Consider the following 24,992-nt stretch of genomic DNA (forward strand, 5'->3'; position numbering starts at 1 on the left):
AATATGGTGTTGACTAAAATTGCCTGGCGCAGTATCTGGAGAAGCAAACTAAGAAGTTCCGTTGTTATTTTTGCCATTGCTTCGGGCTTGCTGGGAGGATTGTTTTCCAGTGCCTGGATGAACGGAATGGCTAAACAACGTGTGGAAAATACCTTTGTTTATGAAACGGGTCACATGCAAATGCACCATCCCGACTATGCCGAGAATAAAGATGTTAAGAAAACCATTACGGAGGTTAACACGAAAATAAGGGAGCTCCTGGATTATCCGGGAGTAAGGGCGGTCACCAAAAGAGTATTGGTTACGGGAATGTCGGCTACGGCCAACAAAAACATGGGCGTAAACATAGTAGGTGTGGATCCCCTGGAAGAAAAGGAGGTCTTCAGGATTTACCAGAGAATTGATTCTTTATCCGGAAATTTTTTTGATGCGGAAAAGAAAAACTCAATCGTTATTTCCAAAGCACTGGCAGATGAGTTGAAGGCCAGACTCAAGTCAAAGATCGTCCTGACCTTTCAGGATTATAATGGGGAAATAACCGGTGCAGCCTTTAAAGTGGTTGGCCTTTTCAAAACCGATAATAATCCATGGGATCAAACCCATGTTTTTGTACGGAATCAGGACCTTGCACGTGTCTTGGAGATGCCGGAAAATCAGGCACATGAAATTGTCATGGTCCTGGATGATTTTGAACAGGCTGGAGCCATGGTGACGGGATTGCAGTCAAAATTCCCTGATGACAAGGTGGAGGACTGGGCCGAGATATCTCCCTATCTGAGCCTGATGTCTGGATATATGGACACCATGATGGGATTGTTTATGGTCATCATATTAGGTGCCCTTGGCTTTGGGATCGTGAATACCATGCTCATGGTGGTGCTCGAACGCACAAAGGAATTAGGGATGCTTATGGCCATAGGGATGACCAGGAAAAGAGTATTTATGATGATCATGCTTGAAACCATTTTTCTGGCCATGGTAGGAGCTATAGTAGGGGAATTAATCAGCATGTTTGTTATCAATTATTATAATGAGTCAGGGATCGACCTGACATTTGTTGGTGAAGGCATGGAGTCAGTAGGCTATGCGGCAATTACTTACCCCATGCTGGAGGGATACAGATATATACAGATAACGATCCTGGTTGTTGTTACTGCAGTGATCGCATCCATTTATCCAGCTATAAAAGCCTTAAAGCTTCACCCGGCAGAAGCGATCCGTTCAATATAATCAAATAGTTCAAGTAGGAAGCATATGAGCATAATTCAAATTAAAAATCTAACAAAAACCTATCATGATACAGAAGTACCTGTTCATGCTGTAAATGGTATTGATCTCAATTTTGAAGAAGGAGAATTTACTGCCATTGTAGGACCCTCAGGATGTGGAAAGACGACCTTGATGAATATGATCGGAGGGCTGGAAAAGCCCACCTCCGGAAAGGTTCTGATAGGAGGAAGTGTCATGTCGGAATTGTCTTCAGGTAACCTGATCGATTTTAGATTGAAGAATATTGGATTTGTGTTCCAGGCCTATAACCTGATTCCGGTTTTAACTGCCAAGGAAAATGTAGAGTTTATTATGCAGCTGCAAAATTGGGACCGAAAGAAAATGGACGAAAGAACCATTGCCCTGCTTGAATCCGTTGGGCTGGGCGATAAATTGAACAGTAAGCCGAATCAATTGTCTGGTGGTCAGCAGCAACGAGTTGCAGTGGCAAGGGCTTTGGCCTCTAAACCGAAATTTATTCTCGCTGATGAACCCACGGCCAATCTAGACTCTAAGGCCACTACGCAATTACTCGACATCATGGAAAAGCTGAACAAAGAGGAAAATATAACCTTTATTTTTGCCACCCACGACCAAAGGGTAATGGACAAAGCCAGGCGTGTTATAACACTTGACGATGGTAAGGTAATTTCGGATACTGGAAAATTGTAAATTGATCCTGGATCTTTCAGTCAAAAAATCAGATATGTTGAAATATCAATTTCTTGTCATCTTATTTTTCTTCACTGCATATACGGTTTTTGCGCAGGAAAACTGGATGTTAAAAGGATATGTCAAAGGAATGACGACCATGCAAACCATTGGTGATGATGGAGAAATCGCCATTGAAAACCTGGTGCATAATCGTTTTGATATCAATTGGTATATCAGCGATAATTTTACTTTTAGGGCCGGACTTCGAAACAGAATCATTATTGGAAACAATGTAACCCTGATTCCCGGATATGCTGACTTTGTGAGTCGTGATTTTGGATATTTTGACCTGTCCTGGGTATGGGCAGAGAATAATTCCTGGATCGGATTGTCACAACTCGATCGATTTATGCTGGATTATACGGCCGGTAACCTTCAGATTACCCTGGGCAGGCAAAGAATCAACTGGGGTCAAACTTTTGTCTGGAATCCAAATGACCTTTTTAATACCTATTCTTACTTTGATTTTGACTATGAAGAAAAACCAGGCAGTGACGCACTCCGATTACAATATTACGTAGGTGAATCCAGCAAATTGGAATTATCCACTTCTTTAAATTCGGAAAGTGAGGTGACCTCTGTATTACTGTATCGATTTAATACGAGAGGTTTTGACATCCAGTTTTTAGGAGGAATGTACACCCAAACCGACTATATTCTTGGAGGCGGATTCTCAGGAAGTATTGCAGGAGGTGGCTTTAGTGGGGAATTTACTTATTTTCACCCCATGGAAGACAATAATGAAGGAGGAAAAGCGACGGCCACCCTTCATTATGACTACACTTTTAAGAGCTCTTTAAACCTTCAATTTGAAACGCTTTACAATGGGTTTGGAGCAGAAAATTTTGAAAGTGGAATTGCTGATATTTTGTTTCTTGATCTGAGCCCCAAAAACCTCTTTCCAACGAGACTCGCCTTTTTCGGCAGCGGGGCCTATGACGTAAGTCCTTTGTTCCGTGTCATGCTTGCGGGTATGTACGGCCCTGAGGGAAGCTTTGTGTATGTTGGCCCCACACTAACTTATTCCATATCCAATTCCATGGAGCTGGCTGGAATTGGTCAATATTACAGCATGGATGAAGTGGAAGATTCAGAGGGGAATGCCTTGGTTAACACAGGAACGGCTATATTTGTCAGGTTCAAATGGTCTTTTTAAACTATGTTATGAAAAAAAATCGAGTTCTCTTATATACAGTTTTATCTCTTTTCGCTTTGTTGATCGCTTATATATTGATCAATACATTTAAGCTCAGTTCAAAGCAATTAAGTGTTGCTAAGGTGGATAAAATTGAGATCAGTGATATGGCCATAGACCGTTTTTCCCAGGCCATTCAAATTCAGACCGTTTCTCCGGAAGATATTTCAAATTTTGATTCACTGCAGTTCGTCAGATTCAACCAATACCTGAAAAATAGTTATCCACTTGCTGATTCCCTGCTTGATCATCTGGTCTTTAATAAATTCAGTCATCTTTACCGTTGGAAAGGAACTCAATCTCAAGAAAAACCCATCATATTGATGGGACATCTTGATGTAGTGCCTGTAATTGAGGGCAATTTGAAATACTGGAAGCAGCCCCCGTTTGGAGGACAGATCATCAGGGATACATTATGGGGCAGAGGAAGCATTGATGACAAGATAGGGGTCGTTGGAGTTTTAGAAGCCATTGAATTATTGCTTGCTCAAAATTACCAACCCAATCGAGATGTTTACCTTGCTATTGGACATGATGAAGAAATAGGAGGAAATCTGGGAGCAAGAGCAATGGCCAATTATCTGATTGAAAAGGGTGTACAAGCAGAATTTATCATGGATGAAGGAGGCAGTATTACCCAAGGTATGATTCCCGGGATGGATCAGGATGTAGCATTGGTCGGGGTGGCTGAAAAGGGATCTGTTTCTATCGAGCTTACTGTAGAACTCGAAGGAGGACATTCTTCAATGCCTGGGAAAGAAACGGCAATTGATGTTTTGTCAAAGGCAATTTCAGCGTTGAAGTCAAATCCTTTTAAGGCCCAAATAAGTAAACCCATAGAGGGTTTTATTGAATATCTTGGGCCCGAAATGCCCTTTTTCAACAAAATGGCTTTTGCCAATTCAGGTTTATTCGAACCTATGATTCTTAAAAGTTATGAAGCATCGTCTTCGGGAAATGCGTTGATCAGAACTACCACGGCTCCTACCATTTTCAACAGTGGGGTAAAGGATAATATCATCCCCCTGAGTGCCAGGGCTACGGTAAATTTTAGAATTATTTCCGGTTCAAGCATTCAGGAGGTCATTGATCATGTTAAGAATGTTATTGATGATGAAAGAATTTCAGTCAAAGAATCAGGGTTTAATACAGAACCCTCAAAAGTTTCTTCTACAGAAGCATTTGGTTTTGAGGCCATACACAAATCCATTGCAGAGATTTATCCGGGAACCATTGTCAGCCCCTACCTGGTTGTTGGAGCAACAGACGCAAGACATTTTAATGAGATCTCTGAAAATATTTATCGATTCCTTCCGGTTCGAATTACCAAATCAAATATTAAATCCTTCCATGGAATCAATGAAAGAATATCTACTGATGAGTTTGAAAACGCTGTCAGGTTCTACATTCAGTTGATCAAAAACAGCGATCAATAAAATTATTTTATTAGCCCTATCTTTGCAAAATGGAAAAACACAGGCTGAGTGACTGGTTACCTACAACTAAAAAGGAGGTAAACATAAGGGGATGGGAAGATCTGGATGTAATTATATTCAGTGGTGACGCCTATGTTGACCACCCGGCATTTGGTCCTGCGGCACTGGGAAGAATACTTGAAAGTTACGGATTGAGAGTAGCTATTGTACCTCAGCCCAACGTAAACGACAATCTCCAGGATTTTGAAAAACTGGGTACACCCAACCTGTTTTTCGCTGTTACCTCAGGGGCTATGGACTCAATGGTCAGTAATTATACGGCCAGTAAAAGACGCAGGGATAAAGATGCTTATACCCCCAATGGGGACAAAGGTTTCAGGCCCGATTATGCCACCACGGTTTACAGTAAAATCTTAAAGGATAAATTCCCGGATGTACCTGTGGTCATAGGAGGAATTGAAGCGTCCCTGAGGCGTGTAACACATTATGATTACTGGAGTGATTCTTTAAAACCCAATATTCTTGAAGATTCTCAGGCTGATCTGCTGGTATATGGAATGGGGGAGCAGCCCCTCAGAGAATTGGTACATCTTCTTAAAAAAGGAATTCCTTTTGATTCGATAAAAACCATCAGACAAACGGCCTTTTTACAGGAGAAATGGGAGACTTTGCCCAAAAATAAGAACTGGGAGGACGTGGAGATTAACTCGCATGAAGCTTGTTTAAAGGATAAAAAAACCTTTGCCTCGAATTTCAAAATCATAGAGCAGGAGTCAAATAAAATTAAGGGTAGAAGGATTTTACAGAAAACAGGTTCTCGATTGCTGGTGATCAATCCCGTGTTTCCCACCATGACCGAGAAGGAAATGGATGCCTCTTATGACCTGCCTTTTACGAGATTGCCTCATCCAAAATACGATAAAAGAGGCCCCATTCCGGCCTATGAAATGATCAAGTTTTCCATCAACACCCACCGCGGATGTTTTGGAGGATGCAGTTTTTGCACGATTTCCGCACATCAGGGAAAATTTATTGCGAGCCGAAGTCAGGAGTCAGTATTGAAAGAAGTTGATCTCGTAAGTAAAATGCCGGATTTTAAAGGTTATCTTTCTGATGTTGGCGGACCTTCGGCCAACATGTATCAAATGAAGGGAAAGGTCCAGAGCATATGCGACAGTTGCGTGGCTCCTTCTTGTATATCCCCCGTCATATGCCATAATCTGGATACCTCACACAAACCCATGACAGACCTTTATCAGGCCATTGATAAGAACCCAAGAGTTAAAAAATCCTTTATTGGAAGTGGTATACGATATGACATGTTGGTGCCTGAATTTAATAAGAATACGGATCCAAAAGAGCTGGATGATTATACCGAAGAGGTGATTACAAATCATGTTTCAGGAAGATTGAAAGTTGCTCCAGAACACACCTCCGACCCGGTTCTAAAACTGATGAGAAAGCCTTCCTTCTCCTATTTTCATAAGTTTAAAAAGACCTTTGACAGGATCAATAAACGAAAAAATCTGAACCTTCAGTTGATCCCTTATTTTATTTCCAACCATCCGGAGAGTCGGCTTGAGGATATGGCGAATTTAGCGGCTGAAACCAAGGATATGGGATTTCAACTGGAACAGGTACAGGGTTTTACACCGACTCCAATGACAGTAGCGACGGTTATTTACTACAGTGGATACCATCCTTACACCTTGAAGAAGACCTATGTTCCGAAATCAAAGAAGGAAAAACAGGAACAGCACAGGTTCTTTTTTTGGTACAAAAAGGAAAACCAGCAATGGATCAGAAATACCCTTCAACGTGTAGGAAGATCTGATTTGGTATCCAGATTATTGCCAAATGAGAAAAAGTCTAGTTTCAGAAAAGGTCGTAAACAAGAGGCGAATAAATCAACTTCAGAGTTTAAAAGTGTCTGGAAGAATAAAAGGAAGCCAATACGATAGGCAGAGGAGCGGTTTAATAACGATTAATTATTAAATTAGCGATAACCAAATCACCTGTCATGAAAAAAATTTCCTTTCTGTTAATTTTTGTGAGCTTTTTAGGATACGGACAAAACACTGTAAAAGCTGACTTAAGTTCTCCAAACACCACTTTATATACGCATATTTATTTTTTGTTACCCGAAAATTATGATCTCGACAAAGCGGCAACCACGGTAAGAGAAAGGAATAGGGCCGAAGCTCAGTTCATAGCCAAAAGGATCAAGGAAATCTACGATGGTAATGGTTTGATACTTGATTTTTCAAAAATACCAACAGATCCTAGCTATGTGGATACTGTTGATTTTGGTGTAAGAACCCTAAAGCATAATGCGAATAGATACGCTCCGTTCCCGGTCAGGCTTCCTGAAGTGTATATCGAAAAATATAATAACAAATGGTATTATTCCCAGGAAACAATAGATAATCTTGAAAAAATATACAGTAAAACCTTTCCTTTGGAATTTACATGGTTCAATAAGAAATTTCCCGAATTTTTTACAATAACGGTAAATGATGTTCTGATTTGGAAACCCGTTGCACTGTTGATAACACTGATATTATCGGTCATCTTGTTTTTCATTCTTGAGCCTATCATGTTTTTTCTTCTCAGGTTACTACAAAGAATTTTCTTTAAGAACATTTCTGATTCGAAGACCATGGCCGTTTTACACGAACTGGCTAAGCCCATTGTTTTTATCATTATAATACGGTTTATTAAGAAAGTGCTTCCTTCACTGCAAATGGTTAAATTAAACGCCTTGTTTCTGACCGGACTTAAAATTGCTGAAACCGTATTCTGGATCTTTGTCATATTGAAATTGTTGAAAACCATTTTAAATTTCTACCATGAGCATCATCCAGAGAAAAAAACAAAACTTGATAAACAACTTGCCCCAATTTTGAACAAGGTAGTTCAGGGAATCGTGATTTTTATCGGATTTTTGCACATCCTGACGGTTTTTGGGGTGGATCCAACCACGGTCCTTGCAGGAGCATCCATCGGTGGCGTTGCCGTTGCATTTGCAGCACAGGATTCGGTAAAAAATTTAATCGGTACTATGGTCATATTTTTAGATAAGCCCTTTCAACTTGACGATTGGGTTCAGTTTGCCGGGGTGGAGGGTTCGGTTGAAAGAGTGGGTCTGAGGTCAACGCAAATACGTGCTGCAGACACAACACTATATCAAGTACCCAACAGTAAAATTTCAGAGGCGGATATTAATAACAAGGGATTACGTGTTTTTAGAAGGTATACCACAGAACTGGGGATACGATATGATACACCTCCAGATCTGATCGAAACTTTTGTCGAGGGCATTAAAGAGATCATTGCCCTGCATCCATCTACAAAAAGCCAGTCATATAATGTCAGTTTTATCGGTTTTGGTGCCTCTTCTTTGAACATTATGGTCAATGTATATTTCAAGGGCCTTGACTGGGGTCAGGAACAGGAATCCAAGCATATCCTTCATCTGGGAATTGTCAGGCTGGCTGCTGCCCTGGGGGTTGAGTTTGCCTTCCCGTCTACAACGATGATGATCGAACAGTTCCCTGGCCAGGAATCACTGGCCCCGACTTATATGAAAGATAAAGCTAGAATAGAGGGTGAAGTCAAAAAAATAATGGATGCATTTGACAAAGAGGACCATGAAATGGATCCGAATGCCTCTACCTTGCCTGGAGGTTAATTACTTCAAATATTTATCGATATATATAGTCAGTTCATGTTCAATATCAATGTCCTGGTATTGATTGAGCAACTGGTAGTAATCAATAGGTATTTTGGGTTCCCTTTTGTCGAGTGTTCCGCTTATAAAGGATCGTTGAAGAATATCCTCTACAATAAAGTCAAGGGCTTCTTCTTTGGGTTTGTATTCCTTTTTGAGTGAGAGGCGGAACATTTTTGCAGATGAATTGTACCAGAAAGCCTTCCAGCCGCTTCTGTATTCTTTGATCAGATCATACATGGTTTCCCCTGTTTGCCGATATATAAGTTTGATCAGGATCCGGCCCTCTGTCCTTGTCAGTTTTTTTAATTGCCCCGCAAATTCACCTTCCATAAAGTCCTGAATTTCCTTTACCTTCTTTTTCCGTTTACGTTTGGATTTGATGCCTTCAAGTTCTTTATTTATCTCAACCAGGGTGTCCGAGGCGATACGGGCAAAGGGATAGGCTTTCTGTACTTTTTTATAGTACCAGTAATAATAGCGCCGTTCTGTATCAGATGAAAACTCGCGTTTATCCAAAACAATCACCTCATCCAAAGGAATAGTTAAGGAGTCATTTTTTATGATATACAACTCCTCCAGGGATTGCTTTTTCTTTGGATTTTGGGAGAAAAGCAATATCGGTAGCAAAAAGAGTAAAACCAGAATTTTCTTTTCCATAGTATCTTCTCAAATTATTGTAATTATATCCAAATCTGAGGCCGGTTAAAATGACTTTACAAATTTAGTAATATGTAAGATGAATCCTTTCATTTTAGGTGATATTTCTTAATTTAGAAGAAAATATTAAACAATGACTCAAAAGAAAATTCTCACCAAGAAATCAATAACATTTTTAGAAAAATACCTAAATAATGCCTCCCCAACAGGCTATGAATCAGAAGGTCAGAAGATATGGATGGAGTATTTAAAACCTTATGTAGATACCTTTATAACTGACAATTACGGAACAGCGGTAGGTGTAATTAATCCCGAGGCTGAATTCAAGGTAGTGATTGAAGGGCATGCAGATGAGATTTCCTGGTACGTAAATTATATTACTGAGGACGGATTGATCTACGTGATAAGAAACGGAGGAAGTGACCATCAGATTGCTCCTTCTAAACGTGTAAATATTCACACGAAAAAGGGAATCGTTAAAGGAATTTTTGGATGGCCTGCGATTCACACCCGATTAAGAGATAAAGAAGCCACTCCTAAACTCGATAATATTTTTATCGATGTGGGATGCAAGAAGAAGGAGGAAGTTGAAGCCCTGGGCGTTCATGTTGGATGTGTGATTACCTACCCTGATGAGTTCATGATTTTGAATGAAAATAATTTTGTTTGCAGAGCCCTTGACAATCGTATTGGAGGATTCATGATCGCTGAGGTGGCCAGATTATTGAAACAAAATAAAAAAGAATTGCCTTTTGGGCTGTATATTACCAATTCGGTTCAGGAAGAAATAGGGCTGCGAGGGGCCGAGATGATCACCCATACCATTCAGCCAAGTATGGCGATCATTACTGACGTGTGTCATGATACGACAACACCCATGATTGATAAAAAGAAAGAAGGAGAGACGAAATCTGGTGATGGACCGGTTATTTCATACGCCCCTGCGGTTCAGAACAAAGTGAGAGAGTTGGTTATTGAAACCGCTGAAAAACATAAAATACCTTTTCAGAGGCTGGCTTCTTCCAGAGCGACAGGTACGGATACAGATGCTTTTGCCTATTCAAACGGAGGGGTCCCATCGGCCTTGATTTCACTGGCATTACGTTATATGCATACGACGGTTGAAATGGTCCATAAGGAAGATGTGGAAAATGTGATTCGACTTATTTATAACTCTTTATTGGAAATTGATCCGAAAAAAGGATTTAGTTATTTTGATTAAGATGCTTTTTCCAGATTTAAGCTGTGAATAATGGAATTGAATTGAGACTCTTTTCTTGCTACTTCTCCAAAGAGAATAATGGCAGGTGAGGAAAGACCTTTTGATTCAACTTTATCAATAATGGAGTCTACGTTTCCTACTACAGATTTTTCATTGTCCAGGGTTCCATTCTGAATAACAGCCGCAGGAAGTAAGCCTTTGTCTAATTCCTGAAAAACGCTTACGATCTGGGGAAGTTTATGCATTCCCATAAGCACAACGATGGTTGCCGAAGACTGAGCCGCGAGTGCCAGATCCTGACTGAGCTGTCTCTCAGAGTTACATCCTGTTATGACCCAGAAACTTTCGGATACGCCCCTTTTGGTAAGTGGAATACCTATACTCGAGGGAACTGCGATACTGGATGAAATTCCAGATATTATTTCGGTGCGTATACCGAAGTTTTCTGCGTGGTCAATTTCTTCTGATCCCCTTCCAAAAACAAAGGGATCCCCTCCTTTTAGCCTGATAACATGACCAAAGGAAAGAGCTTGTTCTACGATGATATCATTGATCTCGTCCTGGGTATAACGATGAAAGCCCTTTCTTTTTCCTACAAAGATCTTCTTTGCCTGAGGAGCATGCTCCAGAATTTGCGGATTAACAAGGGCATCATATAATATGACGTCAGCGGATTTAAGGGCCTTAACCCCTTTTAGGGTGATAAGGTCAGGATCCCCCGGACCCGCACCAACCAGAGTCAATTTCGCTTTAGGATTCATCGTTCAAGGCATTTGTTCTTAAATTATCGATCATCTCATAAAACCTTTTTGCCCCCTTTAGATACGATTGGGCAAAAGAAGGTTCGGGCTTGTTGGATTTTATTTGATATGCCAGATCACTCAGGGTTCCGTCCATTTGAATTAATCCGCTTTCAACAAAATACTGATCAAAATCCTTTATGATTCCTGACTGCGTATTGGTTTTGATATTCTCTCCGATCAATACAGCTTTTGCCGTATTTACTATCGCCGCGTAAGAATGATAAATACTGTCGGCCCATCTTTCCTGGTCAATGCCCAAAGAAGCATTCTCCAACTTTTCTTCTGATTCAAATAACAGCGTACTGACCAGATCAATGACCACGCCGGCACATTCCCCAACTCCAATGGCTTTGATGTATGCCTCATTGTGTCCCCAGTCAATAAAAAGGTCTTTATCGTCTTCATTGATTTCACTGACCGGTTTTAAAAGAGAATAGAAATAACTTTTTCCCTGTTCAAGATAATAGGCATTAAAACTTTGCCCCTCTGATTTATGATCTTCAAAATCATAAATTAAACGTCGCAAAGCATCGGGAGCTTTTTTACTCGGAATTTTAATAATTTTATCCGCAAATCTTCCCTGGCCATCACCTTGGTTTCCACCGCCGAGTAAAACCTGGAAAGCGGGAATAACCAAATTTCCTTTTTTCATGGACATACCATAAAATCCGATTTGAGCGATACTGTGCTGACCACAGGCATTCATACAGCCACTGATCTTGATCGATATATCTTTACGATCCACATACATGGGAAACTCTTCAGAAAGGGTTTTCTCAAGTTCTCGAGCGAGCCCGGTACTACTTGCAATACCCAGATTACAAGTATCAGTTCCCGGGCAGGAAGTTACATCCATAATACTGCCATAACCCAGGTCGGTGAATCCTAATTCCTTTAATTTGACATAGAAAAAGGGTAGAAAAGAATCCTGTACTCCCCGGATCAGTATGTCCTGGCTGATGGTCAAACGCAATTCATCCTGGGCATAATCCCTGATAAGATCAGCTAGTTTTCTGGCATTGTCCGTATAGAAATCTCCAAGCCTTACCTTGATTCCTATGGCAAAATATCCTTCTTGCTTTTGAGCGATGACATTGCTTTTTTTCCAATTTTCAAACTCAATCTCACTTTCTAATTGTACTTCAGGAGCTGTTATTTTAGCATCTTTCTTTTCAATATCGAATTCATGGGTGTCAATCCTTACTGAGTTGTTCGAAATAGCAAGTTTTTCATCTTCTACCAGCGCTATGAATTTTTCCAATCCAATTTTAAGGACCAGGTGCTTTAAACGTGCTTTTGCCCTCCGGTTTCTTTCACCATGCCGATCAAAAATTCTGAGCGTACTTTCAATAAAAGGAATGATCTTATCGGTCTCAAGAAAATCATAAAGAATGTCGGCCTGCCTCGGCTGTGCCCCGAGGCCACCGGCAATCATTACCTTGAACCCTCTAATTTCCTTATTGTTCTCATGTTTAACTTTTGCTATAAAACCCAGATCATGTATAAAACTTAGAGCAGTGTCTTTTTCACTGGAGGAAAAAGAAATCTTGAATTTTCTTCCAAGTTCCTGACAAATAGGATTCCTTAGGAAGAATTTGAACACAGCATCGGCATAAGGACTTACGTCAAAAGGCTCCTCAGGATCAATTCCGGCAGTCTCAGAGGCGGTTACGTTCCTGACCGCGTTTCCGCAGGCCTCTCTGAGGGTAATGTCACTTTTCTCCAGTTCGGCCCAAAGTTCGGGAGTTCTGTCAAGGCTTACATAATGGATCTGAATATCCTGCCTTGTTGTGATATGCAATCGTCCTTTGGAATATTCATCGGACACGTCAGCTATACGATGTAATTGCTCTGAAGTTAACCTGCCAAAGGGCAGTTTAATTCGGATCATTTGAACACCTTCCTGTCGTTGACCGTAGATTCCACGGGCGAGCCTCAAAGACCTGAAGCCATCTTCATCGATTTTTCCGTTTTGATATAACTGGATTTTTTTATCAAGTTCTATAATGTCTTTTTGGACCACAGGGTTTTCGATTTCGGTTCTGAAGCTTAGCATTTTTTATTTTAATAAGGTTAAATTATAATTGCAATCAACATTTAAAGGTGCAGTCCACATTTAAAGGTGCAGTCCACATTCTCTTTTCGCAAGGACTTTTGTCGGATCATAATACTTCTTTTCATTAGGTAAGGCAAACTCCTGAAGATATAGTTCCATCTCAAATTCGGAGTGATAAAAGAAAGGACTAACTTTTAAGATCCCGTTTTTATCAAAGTGCAGAATATCGAGCGAACTTCGAAAATCACTTTGATCTTTTCTTAAATTCGTAAACCATACATCAGGATTGTGTTCTTTAAGAGCTCGTCTAAAGGGTTCAAGCTTGACCTCTTCAGTAAATTGTTTGTGCTCTACAGTATTAATTTGAGGAATTCCTGTTGTAATATCACGAAATCCTGCTGTAAGTTTTGGGCTGTAGATATGCATGTTGAGACCAAACCTTTTTATCAGGTCGTTGGCAAACCTGTAAGTATGTGGCGTATTGTATCCTGTATCACACCAAATAACCTTTATATCTTTAGCTACCGTGTTCACTGCATGTACCAGGCTTGCCGAATAGGGTCCAAAATTTGTGGTAAGAATTGGACGTTCTGCCTGACCCAATGCCCATTGAATGATTTCAGCAGGATCTTTTGCCCGTAAATAGGCATTTGCTTTATCTAGTTCTTTTTGTAAAATGCTATCATTCATAACTATTTCCATTTAATCATATTCCAAATCCTTTCATGTCCGTAATAGAGAAAAAACTTTGAAAAAAGTTCTATGGACCCAATGGATAATGCAAGGGTTAGCGTACCTGTCAGAATCCAGGAAATAACAATGGTATCTAATGTTCCTATGATTCTCCAGCTAATCGCCTTGACAAAACTTTTGCCCTGCGAGTCTCTATCTGAAGGTTTCGTCGTATAAAATTTATCAACTAACATATTTTAACATACTTTAACTATATATCCTATCGGAATAGTAGGATAAAGATGCAAATGTATAGAAAAAAATGAAAGTTGCAAGTTTTGAAATGTTAAAATGTATTTATTTTAAATCTTCGAGAGTAGTATTTCTAAAGACATTAAGGTTGGCATCCCGGACCTGAATCATGAGTTTATTTAAGCTGCAGGTCTTTTCATCCGCGCAGTCATCACACTTTTCATAATAATTCAAACTGACACATGCCACAGGAGCAATGGGCCCTTCCAGGATGCGCATCAGATCCGTCATATAAATTTCAGAAGCGTCCTTTCTCAGGTAATATCCTCCTCCTTTTCCTTTTTTTGAACCAAGAAATCCAGACTTTTTCAGCAGCAACAAGATACTTTCTAAAAATTTATGCGGGATATTTTCTTCCTCAGCAATATGAGCAATCGGAACCATTTGATCAGGATTTCTGGCAATATAAGTCATTGCCTTTAGCCCGTATTTAGTTTTTTTAGAGATCATAAAGAAAAATAAATCAAAATATTGCTATTATGTAAAGATAACTGAAAATTAGCACTTGTTTATGATCTATCAATCCTTCTTATTTTTATAAGAAAGCTGTCCTAATTCAATAGCGATTCCGGTTCTCGCCAAAATTGAAAAAATAAAGGCTCCCATGGCCCAGATTCCAATAGTGACTCCTATTTCCACAAGGGTAGGGAAGTACTCGGCAATTTTACCCCAGGGACCAGGAATAAATCCTGGTACGATTAATCCGAATCCTTTCTCAATCCAAATCCCAAGAAACAGGAGACCACAGGCAATGTAAAGTATGGTCAGGTTATTCCTCAGTTTATGAAACGTGAGCGCTATTGTAGCGATCACGTTCATCGAAATGGCTGTCCAGATCCAGGGAACAAGTTTGGATTTTCCATGAAGTCCGAAGTAGAGGTAATAGGCACTCTCACTGTGATGTGTAGGTGCATAGAATTCTTTAAATAACTCTGAAATAAGCATGATCAGATTGATCTGTGCCGCCACGGTAACCACCATCGCAATTTTCTTTATGGTTTTATCCTCTATTTTAAAATCTGTATATTTTCTTATTATGGCAAGAGCAATTATAATTAATGCAGGACCTGCGGCAAAGGCTGAAGCCAGGAATTTAGGACCGAGCAGGGCATTGTTCCAAAATGGCCGGGCCTGCAGTCCCTGGTAAAGAAATGCAGTAACGAGATGAATAGCAAAGGCCCAGAAAACAGAAATAAAGACACCAGGAATATAAATTTTTGGATTCGGGGTTTTTCCCTGATACCTCTGGTATAAAATATAGAAGGGTATTGATAAATTGATAAATAAATATCCATTTAATACCAGTACGTCCCAGGTTAACATGGAATTGGGAAAATTAAAGACCCCTATAAAGGGTATGATGTGCCATAATCTCGCAGGGCCACCCATATCGGCCACAACAAATGCGAGGCACATGATCAGCGCCGCAACGGCCATTCCTTCACCAATCAAGACAGCTTGTTTAAAGTCAAAATCCTCTAACACATAGGTTGGCAGCACCAGCATCACGGCAGCGGCAGCCACTCCAACCAAAAATGTGAAATTTGAAATGTAAAGTCCCCAGCTCACCCTGTCATTCATTCCTGTTACACTTAGCCCCTCGTCAAGTTGTAAAAAATAACAGAACATACCCAGGAGCATCAGTGCCGTCAGCAGGGCCATCCAGATATGATAATAGATGCCCCCATGCGTTACATATACGATACTGTCTTTGACTAGTTTTCTAAATACTTTCATTTTTTTCGAATTACTGAGGTTAATCCATATAATACCAGAACTTTGGCTCTGTACCAAGGTCTTCTTTGAGTCTGAACACTTTCTTATTGGCCAGGACCCATCTTATTTCGCTATCCGGATCCAGAAGATTTCCAAATATCCTTGCTCCTGTAGGGCAGGCATCAACACATGCCGGGTTTTTCCCGTTTCTGCTTCGCTGAATACAGAAGGTGCATTTTTCCATGACTCCTTTTTTCCTCAATCGATTTCCCAAATAATGCTGATTCTTGTTAACCTCTTCCTCGGGAACCTGCGGAGTACTCCAGTTAAACCTTCGTCCGTCATAAGGACATGCAGCCATACAATAGCGGCAACCAATGCACCAGTCATAATCAATGACAACCAGCCCGTCCTCCTCCCGCCAGGTAGCCTCAACGGGACAGACTTCAATACATGGAGGATTATCGCAGTGATAGCACTGTGTACCCAGATAAAAATGGCCTTCAGCAGGTACTTCGTGATAATAGGTGTCGTCTGCTTCACCAAAATCCAGCCCTTTACCGTCCTTCATTTCATGGATCCTGATGTACTGCATCTGAGAATCTCGGTCTTGGTTATTCTCTTCAACACAGGCATTGACACAGTCCATATAGCCCTGACACTGAGAAATATTGAACGCATATCCAAAAAGGACATCTGGTTCAGCGTCTTTGGAAGAAATATTTATTTTTTTACCCGTCCTGAGTTCATAGGACCTTACTAATCTGTCCACAGTTTTATTCTTTTCTTCCTCGGACATCAGTTTATAATTACCTTTAAAGTATTCTTCCCATTCAATTTCAGATTTCTCTTTACTGCTGTCACTCGCCGTTACGCTGCATGAGGCATTGGCGGCTCCGGCACCGATCAACAGCCCGGCTGTAATTTTCCTAAATGCCTGCCTTCTGTTCATATTAACGTTGAAGACCTGGTCAATACCATCCTTAGGTTGCGAACTGCTCTCACCGGAGCACGAACCTCCGGAGCATCCACAAGCCTTTTCTTTTTTTTGCCCGAGGTCCAGGGAAAACCATTTTTTTATATCCTTTTTTATCATATGTAAGGTCAAGTTTTTTAAGGTCAAGTTTTATTTACGTTCTTCCACCATTACTGTGTTGTACCGAGAAGGCCATCTGTTTTTAATCTGTGGTTGATGCGGATTATGGCATTCCACACACAATTTTGAAACTCTCGCACTTTTCCAGCCACTTATATTTTTACCATGGGCTCCACCAATCCAGTCTTTTTGCTGCTTGATATGACATTGCCCGCAAAGTTTATAGCTATGGTCAAAATCTATGGGATCTCCGGTGATACTATTCAAGTTGTTCATGTCTTCTCCATTGTGACACGAGGTACATTTCATGGTTTTGGTATCGGCATGGTTTATTACAATATCCCAGTGGGCTTTTTTTCCAAGACCTTCTTTCTGAAGTTGTTCCACAGGTTTATTATGACACTCACTGCAGGCATAAGACTTTATACTGCCTTTACGCTTCTTTATATAAAAATGAATGTCATTTTCATCAATGGCTACGAGGTCATTCAGGCTGTACAGGGATTGTTCCTCAATACCATCTCTGCTGTTTTCAACACTGTGGGCCTTTATTTTATCAATAATATTATGATACTCTTTTTTTCTTCCCTTACAGGAAGTAAGAAACAGAATAAGTGATAAGCCTAATATTTTAAAAGGAATTCTACTTCGCATAAGAATTAACTATTTTATTGCTCTTTTGAACGTTCCTATATCTTTGGTTTTTTTATCATTGATCACATGACATTGTCGGCAATTCACCCTTTCAGGATGGGTTGTTCTAATCTCCTTGGCGGCACTGGGCCCAGCATGGCATGACAGACAGTTTTCCCTAAGCTGCAAAGGATGTGGTACTACGGGAGGGCTGTTTAGTAGGGCCTGATTGTCAAGTGTAGATCCTTTATTTCCCGACCAGGAAGAAGCAACAAAATTGGATTGCGTTTTCACACGAACATGACACTGTACACAGTTTAATTTATCTGGGTGCGGAGTAACAGGAGTATAGGCTTTAAATTTTTGCACAAACCCGCCGTTCTCATGACATTTTAAACAACTGCTACCACCTATTCCGCCTTCTTCAATCGGATGCGGAACTGTTGGAGGCCCTCCGTAAAAGGCCCTGTTTTTGTAATAGGTGTTTAGGTTTCTTTGATAGTCTTTATCCAAAGGCATGATCTGGTATTCCAAGGCAAACTGAGATCTTTCAAAGACTCCGGATTCAGATGGAATAGTTGAATATTCCTGGATACGCGTCGTCTTCACAGTTGCTTCTTCAAGAGATTCAAAATAACTGTAACTCCAGAGACCAATGGTAGCCGCCAAAAGCAGAACGAATAAAAATATGATAAACAATCTTTTCATAACCTACCTATGCTTTTTCTATTCTAACGGCACACTTTTTAAAATCCGGTTCCTTGGAAATGGGACAGAAAGCATCCAAAGTAACGTCGTTGATCATCATGTTCTCATCAAAGAAGGGTACGAAAACCTGCCCTTTGGTTGGTAAGCCACGTTCATTGATCGATGCCGGTAAAACTGTGGTTCCTCTTCTTGAAACAACCTTCACCAGTTCTCCATTTCTTATGCCATAGGCCTCTGCATCTTCCGGGTGTAATTCTACATATGCATTTGGAACTGCCTGGTGTAAGACCGGAATCCTACGGGTCATGGATCCTGTATGCCAGTGTTCGATCACACGTCCTGTGTTCAACCAGAAGGGATATTCAGTATCAGGAGATTCTGCCGGCGGTTCATAAGGCCTTTGCCAGATTACGGCTCTTCCATCCGGTTTCCCATAGAAGTGGAATTGTTTACCATTGTCACAGGCCGGATCATAGGTGGCATTAAATCTCCATTTGGTTTCCTTACCCTCAACAAACGGCCAGATGACGCCTGATCTTTCTTTTAGAACTTCCAAAGGCGCCATTCCATGTTTTTTTCCTTCATGGAATTGTCTGTATTCGTTGTAAATTTCCTCTTCATGATTGTCTTTGGAATAGGGGAACAATTCTTCATACCCCATACGTCTGGCAACCTCAATGGTCTGCCATGCATCAGGCATAGCCTGACCTGGTGGATCTACCATCTTAAACCAGTGCTGCGTCCTTCTTTCCGAATTTCCGTACATTCCATTTTTTTCAATATGCCAGGCTGCAGGAAGAATCACATCAGCAACATCTGAAGTTGGCGTCGGAAATACGTCAGATACGACGATAAATCTGTCTTCTTTTTTGGCTCCGTTGGTGAAGCGAGCCACATTAGGAAGAGAAACAAGAGGGTTCGTTACCTGGGTCCAGAGAAATTTAATATCGCCTCTGTCAAGGGCCCTGAACATTTCCGTAGCGTGGTAAGTTGGTTTCGAAGGAATTCTTTCCACGGGGACTTTCCAGATTTTAGCCGCAAATTCTCTGTTTTTTTCATTCATCACAACTCCTTTGGGAAGCTTATGAGTAAAGGTTCCGACTTCCCTTGCTGTTCCACATGCACTCGGTTGCCCAGTCAAAGAAAATGGTCCGTTTCCAGGTTGAGATATTTTACCTGTGAGAAGATGTATATTATAGATCAAGTTATTCATCCATGTCCCCCTTGTGTGCTGGTTGACTCCCATGCACCAGTAAGAGACTACCTTTTTATTCGGATCTCCGTATAAATTTGCCAGATATTTGATATCCTTTACAGATACACCCGATATATTTGAAACTTTTTCGGGGCTATAGTCATTCAGAAAAGTTTTGTAAGACTCAAAATCGATTTTTTCCGGTACATCATTAAAATTAAATTTATCCTCGGTTCCGTACCCAATCTCTGTAAGTCCCTTAAAGAAATTACAGTGATCCTCAACAAATTTCTCATTGACCCATCCGTTCTTTATAATTTCAAATGCGATGGCATTGGCTACGGCAAGATCCGTTTGGGGATGGAACAGAATCGATCTGTTTGAAGCCGTACTGGACCTGCTTGTTCGTGTAGCAAAATCGATAATTTCCGCGCCCCTTTTCAATTGCTGATCAAGCATTCTTGAAAAGAGAACAGGATGCATTTCTGCCATATTATTTCCCCAGGTAATAAAGACATCCGCCTGATCAATGTCATCATAACAACCCATAGGCTCGTCGGCACCAAAGGTGGATAAAAATCCTGTTACGGCACTCGCCATGCAAAGTCTTGCATTGCAATCCAGGTTATTTGTTCCTATGGCACCTTTCATAAATTTAGAAGCCACATAGCCCTCCGGAATTGTAGACTGGCCCGAAGTATACATCGCCACGGCATCTTTACCGTGTTTTTCAATGGTCTCCTTCATTTTTGAGGCCACCAGATCCAAAGCCTCTTCCATGCTTGTCTCAACATAAGTTCCGTTCTTCTTCACCAGGGGTTGGGTAAGTCTGTCTTCCGCATACATACAGATGGTCTGATGATATCCTTTTACACAGCATAAACCTTTGTTTACAGGAGAATTTGGATCGCCTTTAACTGCAACCGCTTTGTTGTCCTGCATTCCGATCAGGACACCGCATCCCACACCACAGAACCTGCAAGGCGCTTTGTTCCATTCAAGGTCTCCCAATGATTCTGCATTTGCGATTTGTTCTTCGGCAAATACAATTCCTGGGAAAAGTGAAGCTGCTGCTGTCATAGCAGAAACAGCGGCAATTTTCTTTAAAAATTCTCTTCTGCTTTTTACTTGTTTGATCATAATTGATTTTGGTTATTAAGAATCAACCTCAAAACCTGAAACCATTGAAAGCATTTTTAAGCTTTCAATGGAATTGATTTGGGATAAAAGTTTATTGTCTTCTAATTCAGTTTCTGTATCAGTTACCAAAACGGCAACCTCCTGATTTGTTGAGGGAATAATATCACAGCCTTCAATCTGGGAAAGTTCATGTAAAAGTTCACTGAATTTCCCGTTATGAGGACGGGCAAGGTAACTTTTGACGGGCATAGTTTGGTTTTTGTGTGACCTAAGTTACACAAAACTTTTTACAAAATAAAACACAATCCATGGGGTTCTTATTTGATTCCCAAATCGAATTGTCAGCAAAAAGGCAGCCTGAAAATTGTAAATGATCTCTACAAGGATCCCGCTTTGATTTCTTCAACCACATCGGGATTGAGAAGCGTTGAAATATCTCCGAGATTATCTGCTTCATTGGAAGCAATTTTTCTTAGGATACGTCGCATGATTTTTCCTGATCGGGTTTTTGGCAATCCGGAAACGAACTGGATCTTATCAAGTTTAGCGATGGCACCAATCGTGGATGAAATAAGTTGATTGATTTCTGTTTTTAAATCCTCATTCGAAGTTTTGCATTCATCATATTTAGTGACAAACGCATATAATGCATTTCCTTTAACATCATGTGGAAATCCAACTACGGCACATTCTACGATATCGGTATGCTCGTCAATTGCATTTTCAATAGGTGCAGTTCCAAGATTATGCCCGGAAACGATCACAACATCATCTACTCTTCCTGTAATTCTGTAGTTTCCCGAAGCATCTCTATAGGCTCCATCCCCGGTAAAGTACATATTTTTATAGGCTGAAAAATAAGTGTCCTTATATCTTTGGTGATCACCATAAATCGTACGGGCTATTGACGGCCAGGGAGCTTTCATGGCCAGTCTTCCTTCTGCGGGTTCCATATTCTTCGGTTTTATCTCCTTTCCATTTTCATCCATCAAAACGGGCTGAACCCCAGGCAAAGGGAGGGTTGCAAAAGTAGGTCGGGTAGGAGTTATCCCTGCAATGGGAGATATCATCATAGCACCCGTTTCGGTTTGCCACCAGGTATCGACGATAGGGCATTTGGTTTTTCCAATGTTGTCGTTATACCAGTGCCAGGCTTCTTCATTAATAGGTTCACCCACAGAACCCAAAACTTTTAACGAACTCAGATCATGCTTCTCGACCAGACTCAAAGGGTGTTTTGCAAGGGCCCTGATGGCGGTTGGAGCCGTGTAAAAATGTGTTACGTTTAATTTGTCAACAATTTCCCAAAATCGACCGTAATCGGGGAAAGAAGGAACACCTTCGAACATCACCGTTGTAGCACCTGCACTTAAAGGGCCGTAAATAATGTAAGAATGTCCCGTGATCCACCCTATATCAGCGGTACACCAGTAGACGTCATCTTTTTTGCACTGGAACACATTTTCGAAAGTATAAGTGGACCCTACCATATAACCTCCTGTTGTATGCACCATTCCCTTGGGCCTTCCGGTAGAACCGGAAGTATAAAGTATAAATAACATATCTTCCGCATCCATCGACTCAGCTTCACAGTTGTTGTCAACCTTTTGCAGCTCGTCAAACCAGAATTTATCCCTTCCTTCAGTCATTTCAGTGGGTTCAACGGTCCTGCGATATACGATTACAGATTCCACTGACGGACAACTCTCAAGTGCCTGATCGCAAACTTTCTTCAGATTAATCGGTTTTGTACCTCTGTATACTTCATTGGCCGTAATCAGCATTTTACATGCTGAATCATTGATCCTGCTCGACAGTGCCGTAGATGAGAATCCTGCAAAAACAATGGAGTGAACCGCTCCTATTCGTGCACAGGCAAGCATCGCAATGGCCAGTTCGGGTATCATGGGCATATATAAACACACACGATCTCCTTTTTTGATACCATTGTTCTTCAGTACATTGGCAAATCGGGAGACTTTGACATACAATTGTCTGTAAGTAATATATCGCGATTCTTCGTCTGGGTCATTGGGTTCCCAAATAATGGCTGTTTTGTTACCGATGGTTTCCAGATGCCTGTCCAGGCAGTTTTCTGTTATATTGAGTTTACCACCCTGAAACCATTTGACTTCGGGCTTTGTAAAATCCCATTCCAACACCTTATCCCATTTTTTCTTCCATTGAAACTGTTCGGCTACCTCCGACCAAAACGCTTCAGGATCGGAAACGCTTTTTTCATATTTCTCTTTATACTCTTTAAAGGTGTTGATTTGCAATGGATTCATAAACTCAATATTTAAATTATATAGTAATTCAGACTGCAGAATATAAGTTAATCTCAGCCGATTAAAACGTTTTTATTATTACGAAGTGAACTAGACGAAAATAAAATTAACGATAAAATTTCTAAAAAAAAATCGACGAACGACTCAATAATCGTATCAATGACTATGTGCTTTTCCGGAACCCGATGGAATTCGAATATTTTCAACCATGTCCTGAATGTTCCCGGGTGGGGCAGGAGTAACCAGGGAAATCAGCAAGGAAATGGAAAAATTGACCAGCATGGCAACTGTTCCAAACCCTTCGGGAGAGATGCCAAACCACCAGTCTTCCTGGGTTCCGCCTCCAAACCAGTCAAATTTAAATCGCATCATATAATAAAGCATCAGCAACATTCCTATGACCATCCCTGCAATGGCTCCTTCTTTGTTCATGCGCTTGACGAAAATCCCCAGAATAATTGCGGGAAAAAAAGAAGCAGCCGCTAATCCGAAGGCGAGTGCCACTGTGGCAGCCACAAAATCAGGGGGGTTAATTCCAAAGTATCCGGCAATGGAAACCGCAATGATGGCTGAGATTCTTGCAGCTATCAATTCCCCTTTTTCAGAAATATTCGAATTGATCATCTTTTTGATGAGGTCATGGGATACTGAGGACGAAATTACCAATAACAGGCCTGCGGCCGTTGAAAGAGCTGCAGCAAGTCCACCGGCCGCCACCAAAGCTGCCACCCAGTTTGGCAATTCAGCTATCTCGGGATTAGCCAAAACCATGATATCTTTATCTACGGTTAATTCGTTCAGCATGGGGTCTCCAACATATTGTACAAGGCCGTCTCCATTTTTATCTACAAATTTCATGAGCCCTGTTTTCTCCCAGTTACTTACCCATGGAGGTAATTCAGAATAGGGTTTGTTGGATACAGTTTCAATCAGGTTCGTTCGGGCGAAAACGGCAATTGCAGGTGCCGTAGTATAAAGAACCGCAATAAATAAAAGCGCCCATGCCGCTGATTTACGGGCATCACTTACTTTCTTAACGGTAAAGAATCGCACGATTACATGGGGCAATCCTGCTGTTCCCACCATCAAGGCAGCTGTAATGAAAAATACATCTAGTTTACTTTTGGCCCCTGAGGTATATTCATGAAACCCAAGATCACGGTGAAGTTGATCAAGCTTATCAAGGAGATATATTCCGTCCGTTCCGGTGCTTCCAAACCCAATCTGTGGAATTAAAATACCGGTCATTTGAATCGATATAAAAATGGCCGGTACCATAAAGGCAAAAATAAGCACACAGTATTGGGCTACCTGGGTATACGTTATTCCTTTCATACCACCGAGTACAGCATAAAAAAGAACAATGATCATCCCGATGAGTACTCCGGTAGTTATATCTACCTCCAGGAATCGTGAAAATACAAGACCTACACCTCTCATCTGCCCTGCTACATAGGTAAAAGAAACTATAAGAGCACAAAATACAGCAACGGATCTTGCTATGTTTGAATAATAGCGATCACCTATAAAGTCAGGAACGGTAAATTTTCCAAACTTCCGCAGATAAGGAGCCAGCAATAATGCGAGTAAGACATATCCACCGGTCCAGCCCATTAAATAAACTGAGGCATCATAACCATTAAAGGAGATCAGTCCTGCCATTGATATAAACGAAGCCGCAGACATCCAGTCGGCAGCAGTTGCCAAGCCGTTTGCCAAAGGAGAGACACCTGCTCCGGCAACATAAAATTCTTTGGTAGAAGAAGCCCTGGACCATATGGCGATCCCAATATAAAGTGAAAAGGTAATGGCTATCAAAAGCCAGGTCCAGATTTGTAAGGTCATTATTTAATCGTTTACACCATATTTTTTATCCAACCGGTTCATGAGCCCTATATAGATCACTATGATAAGCACAAAAAAGTAAATAGATCCTTGTTGGGCGAACCAAAAACCGAGCTTGAAACCTCCTAATTTGAACGTATTGAGTTCGTCTACTAAAACAATACCCATAATATAGGAAACCAGAAACCAGAAGCTCAAAAGGATTCCAAGGTATTTAAGATTGGTTCTCCAGTATTTTTTTAAATCTTTGTGAGGCATCGATATTGTAATTGTCAGTTGACTAATATAGAAAAAAATCAATG

22 protein-coding genes are annotated in these 24,992 nt (G+C 40.8%); 7 read left to right on the plus strand and 15 right to left on the minus strand.

What is annotated here, in order from left to right; translation table 11 throughout:
• Positions 1–3 precede the first annotated feature (3 nt).
• The 6 genes from LCM02_RS14880 to LCM02_RS14905 are packed head-to-tail and all read left to right on the plus strand — an operon-like array spanning position 4 to position 8,305.
• Positions 4–1,230, plus strand: coding sequence for an ABC transporter permease (locus tag LCM02_RS14880; RefSeq protein ID WP_224931767.1), 1,227 nt, complete (start codon positions 4–6; stop codon positions 1,228–1,230).
• 24 nt (positions 1,231–1,254) lie between these two features.
• Positions 1,255–1,941 carry an ABC transporter ATP-binding protein gene (locus LCM02_RS14885; protein WP_224931769.1) on the plus strand — a complete coding sequence of 229 codons (687 nt, stop codon included), beginning with the start codon at positions 1,255–1,257 and terminating at the stop codon, positions 1,939–1,941.
• Positions 1,942–1,975: 34 nt separating this feature from the next.
• Positions 1,976–3,139 carry a hypothetical protein gene (locus LCM02_RS14890; protein WP_224931771.1) on the plus strand — a complete coding sequence of 388 codons (1,164 nt, stop codon included), beginning with the start codon at positions 1,976–1,978 and terminating at the stop codon, positions 3,137–3,139.
• A gap of 8 nt (positions 3,140–3,147) precedes the next feature.
• Complete coding sequence (locus LCM02_RS14895) at positions 3,148–4,614, plus strand: M20 family peptidase (RefSeq protein ID WP_224931773.1); 1,467 nt, start codon at positions 3,148–3,150, stop codon at positions 4,612–4,614.
• A 29-nt stretch (positions 4,615–4,643) separates the two neighbouring features.
• Entirely contained in the window at positions 4,644–6,575 is a 1,932-nt protein-coding gene (locus tag LCM02_RS14900; protein WP_224931774.1) for a YgiQ family radical SAM protein, read from the plus strand.
• A 59-nt stretch (positions 6,576–6,634) separates the two neighbouring features.
• Complete coding sequence (locus tag LCM02_RS14905) at positions 6,635–8,305, plus strand: mechanosensitive ion channel family protein (RefSeq protein WP_224931776.1); 1,671 nt, start codon at positions 6,635–6,637, stop codon at positions 8,303–8,305.
• Here the strand turns inward: LCM02_RS14905 and LCM02_RS14910 are convergent, their stop codons facing one another.
• Positions 8,306–9,004 carry a DUF4294 domain-containing protein gene (locus tag LCM02_RS14910; RefSeq protein WP_224931777.1) on the minus strand — a complete coding sequence of 233 codons (699 nt, stop codon included), beginning with the start codon at positions 9,002–9,004 and terminating at the stop codon, positions 8,306–8,308.
• A gap of 133 nt (positions 9,005–9,137) precedes the next feature.
• Between LCM02_RS14910 and LCM02_RS14915 the strand changes: the two genes are divergently transcribed.
• A complete protein-coding gene (locus LCM02_RS14915) occupies positions 9,138–10,226 on the plus strand; it encodes a M42 family metallopeptidase (RefSeq protein WP_224931779.1) in 1,089 nt (362 codons plus the stop codon).
• On the opposite strand, the gene cobA is transcribed toward LCM02_RS14915, so the two are convergent.
• The 14 genes from cobA to LCM02_RS14985 all read right to left on the minus strand — a co-directional run bounded on the left by cobA (position 10,223) and on the right by LCM02_RS14985 (position 24,948).
• Complete coding sequence (gene cobA / locus LCM02_RS14920; RefSeq protein WP_224931781.1) at positions 10,223–10,987, minus strand: uroporphyrinogen-III C-methyltransferase; 765 nt, start codon at positions 10,985–10,987, stop codon at positions 10,223–10,225. The two genes, LCM02_RS14915 and cobA, sit on opposite strands and share 4 nt — an antisense overlap.
• Entirely contained in the window at positions 10,977–13,085 is a 2,109-nt protein-coding gene (locus LCM02_RS14925; protein WP_224931783.1) for a HEPN domain-containing protein, read from the minus strand. The genes cobA and LCM02_RS14925 overlap by 11 nt, the downstream gene beginning before the upstream one ends.
• A 60-nt stretch (positions 13,086–13,145) precedes the next feature.
• Complete coding sequence (locus tag LCM02_RS14930) at positions 13,146–13,787, minus strand: phosphoadenosine phosphosulfate reductase domain-containing protein (RefSeq protein WP_224931792.1); 642 nt, start codon at positions 13,785–13,787, stop codon at positions 13,146–13,148.
• Positions 13,778–14,011: a DUF2061 domain-containing protein gene (locus LCM02_RS14935; protein ID WP_224931794.1), complete on the minus strand. Its 234-nt coding sequence runs from the start codon at positions 14,009–14,011 to the stop codon at positions 13,778–13,780. The genes LCM02_RS14930 and LCM02_RS14935 overlap by 10 nt, the downstream gene beginning before the upstream one ends.
• Positions 14,012–14,114: 103 nt before the next feature.
• Positions 14,115–14,519, minus strand: coding sequence for an RrF2 family transcriptional regulator (locus tag LCM02_RS14940; RefSeq protein ID WP_224931796.1), 405 nt, complete (start codon positions 14,517–14,519; stop codon positions 14,115–14,117).
• 69 nt (positions 14,520–14,588) lie between these two features.
• Complete coding sequence (gene dsrP / locus LCM02_RS14945; protein ID WP_224931798.1) at positions 14,589–15,806, minus strand: sulfate reduction electron transfer complex DsrMKJOP subunit DsrP; 1,218 nt, start codon at positions 15,804–15,806, stop codon at positions 14,589–14,591.
• A gap of 19 nt (positions 15,807–15,825) precedes the next feature.
• On the minus strand, positions 15,826–16,881 hold the full coding sequence (locus LCM02_RS14950) for a 4Fe-4S dicluster domain-containing protein (RefSeq protein WP_224931800.1): 1,056 nt from the start codon (positions 16,879–16,881) through the stop codon (positions 15,826–15,828).
• A gap of 30 nt (positions 16,882–16,911) precedes the next feature.
• A complete protein-coding gene (locus LCM02_RS14955) occupies positions 16,912–17,535 on the minus strand; it encodes a cytochrome c3 family protein (RefSeq protein ID WP_224931802.1) in 624 nt (207 codons plus the stop codon).
• A gap of 9 nt (positions 17,536–17,544) precedes the next feature.
• A complete protein-coding gene (locus LCM02_RS14960; protein WP_224931805.1) occupies positions 17,545–18,222 on the minus strand; it encodes a cytochrome C in 678 nt (225 codons plus the stop codon).
• A 7-nt stretch (positions 18,223–18,229) separates the two neighbouring features.
• Entirely contained in the window at positions 18,230–20,557 is a 2,328-nt protein-coding gene (locus LCM02_RS14965; RefSeq protein ID WP_224931807.1) for a molybdopterin-dependent oxidoreductase, read from the minus strand.
• Positions 20,558–20,572: 15 nt separating this feature from the next.
• Positions 20,573–20,806 (minus strand): hypothetical protein, encoded by a 234-nt coding sequence (locus tag LCM02_RS14970; protein WP_224931809.1) that lies wholly within the window; start codon positions 20,804–20,806, stop codon positions 20,573–20,575.
• Between the two features lie 128 nt (positions 20,807–20,934).
• On the minus strand, positions 20,935–22,884 hold the full coding sequence (gene acs / locus LCM02_RS14975) for an acetate--CoA ligase (protein ID WP_224932245.1): 1,950 nt from the start codon (positions 22,882–22,884) through the stop codon (positions 20,935–20,937).
• Between the two features lie 117 nt (positions 22,885–23,001).
• Complete coding sequence (locus tag LCM02_RS14980) at positions 23,002–24,690, minus strand: sodium:solute symporter family protein (RefSeq protein ID WP_224931810.1); 1,689 nt, start codon at positions 24,688–24,690, stop codon at positions 23,002–23,004.
• A gap of 3 nt (positions 24,691–24,693) precedes the next feature.
• Complete coding sequence (locus LCM02_RS14985) at positions 24,694–24,948, minus strand: DUF4212 domain-containing protein (RefSeq protein ID WP_224931812.1); 255 nt, start codon at positions 24,946–24,948, stop codon at positions 24,694–24,696.
• Between the last annotated feature and the right edge of the window lie 44 nt (positions 24,949–24,992).

The sequence above is a fragment of the Lutimonas saemankumensis genome (genome assembly GCF_020171465.1).
GTDB classification, from domain to species: Bacteria; Bacteroidota; Bacteroidia; order Flavobacteriales; family Flavobacteriaceae; genus Lutimonas; species Lutimonas saemankumensis.

Excerpts from the sequence above, each read along its gene's own strand:
- LCM02_RS14925 (WP_224931783.1), bottom strand. The coding sequence starts at position 13,085 with ATGCTAAGCTTCAGAACCGAAATCGAAAACCCTGTGGTCCAAAAAGAC.
- LCM02_RS14955 (WP_224931802.1), bottom strand. The coding sequence starts at position 17,535 with ATGCGAAGTAGAATTCCTTTTAAAATATTAGGCTTATCACTTATTCTG.
- LCM02_RS14885 (WP_224931769.1), top strand. The coding sequence starts at position 1,255 with ATGAGCATAATTCAAATTAAAAATCTAACAAAAACCTATCATGATACA.
- LCM02_RS14960 (WP_224931805.1), bottom strand. The coding sequence starts at position 18,222 with ATGAAAAGATTGTTTATCATATTTTTATTCGTTCTGCTTTTGGCGGCT.
- LCM02_RS14895 (WP_224931773.1), top strand. The coding sequence starts at position 3,148 with ATGAAAAAAAATCGAGTTCTCTTATATACAGTTTTATCTCTTTTCGCT.
- LCM02_RS14950 (WP_224931800.1), bottom strand. The coding sequence starts at position 16,881 with ATGATAAAAAAGGATATAAAAAAATGGTTTTCCCTGGACCTCGGGCAA.
- LCM02_RS14935 (WP_224931794.1), bottom strand. The coding sequence starts at position 14,011 with ATGTTAGTTGATAAATTTTATACGACGAAACCTTCAGATAGAGACTCG.
- cobA (WP_224931781.1), bottom strand. The coding sequence starts at position 10,987 with ATGAATCCTAAAGCGAAATTGACTCTGGTTGGTGCGGGTCCGGGGGAT.
- LCM02_RS14910 (WP_224931777.1), bottom strand. The coding sequence starts at position 9,004 with ATGGAAAAGAAAATTCTGGTTTTACTCTTTTTGCTACCGATATTGCTT.
- LCM02_RS14965 (WP_224931807.1), bottom strand. The coding sequence starts at position 20,557 with ATGATCAAACAAGTAAAAAGCAGAAGAGAATTTTTAAAGAAAATTGCC.
- dsrP (WP_224931798.1), bottom strand. The coding sequence starts at position 15,806 with ATGAAAGTATTTAGAAAACTAGTCAAAGACAGTATCGTATATGTAACG.
- LCM02_RS14930 (WP_224931792.1), bottom strand. The coding sequence starts at position 13,787 with ATGGAAATAGTTATGAATGATAGCATTTTACAAAAAGAACTAGATAAA.
- LCM02_RS14880 (WP_224931767.1), top strand. The coding sequence starts at position 4 with ATGGTGTTGACTAAAATTGCCTGGCGCAGTATCTGGAGAAGCAAACTA.
- LCM02_RS14915 (WP_224931779.1), top strand. The coding sequence starts at position 9,138 with ATGACTCAAAAGAAAATTCTCACCAAGAAATCAATAACATTTTTAGAA.
- LCM02_RS14890 (WP_224931771.1), top strand. The coding sequence starts at position 1,976 with ATGTTGAAATATCAATTTCTTGTCATCTTATTTTTCTTCACTGCATAT.
- LCM02_RS14980 (WP_224931810.1), bottom strand. The coding sequence starts at position 24,690 with ATGACCTTACAAATCTGGACCTGGCTTTTGATAGCCATTACCTTTTCA.
- LCM02_RS14985 (WP_224931812.1), bottom strand. The coding sequence starts at position 24,948 with ATGCCTCACAAAGATTTAAAAAAATACTGGAGAACCAATCTTAAATAC.
- LCM02_RS14940 (WP_224931796.1), bottom strand. The coding sequence starts at position 14,519 with ATGATCTCTAAAAAAACTAAATACGGGCTAAAGGCAATGACTTATATT.
- LCM02_RS14905 (WP_224931776.1), top strand. The coding sequence starts at position 6,635 with ATGAAAAAAATTTCCTTTCTGTTAATTTTTGTGAGCTTTTTAGGATAC.
- LCM02_RS14970 (WP_224931809.1), bottom strand. The coding sequence starts at position 20,806 with ATGCCCGTCAAAAGTTACCTTGCCCGTCCTCATAACGGGAAATTCAGT.
- LCM02_RS14900 (WP_224931774.1), top strand. The coding sequence starts at position 4,644 with ATGGAAAAACACAGGCTGAGTGACTGGTTACCTACAACTAAAAAGGAG.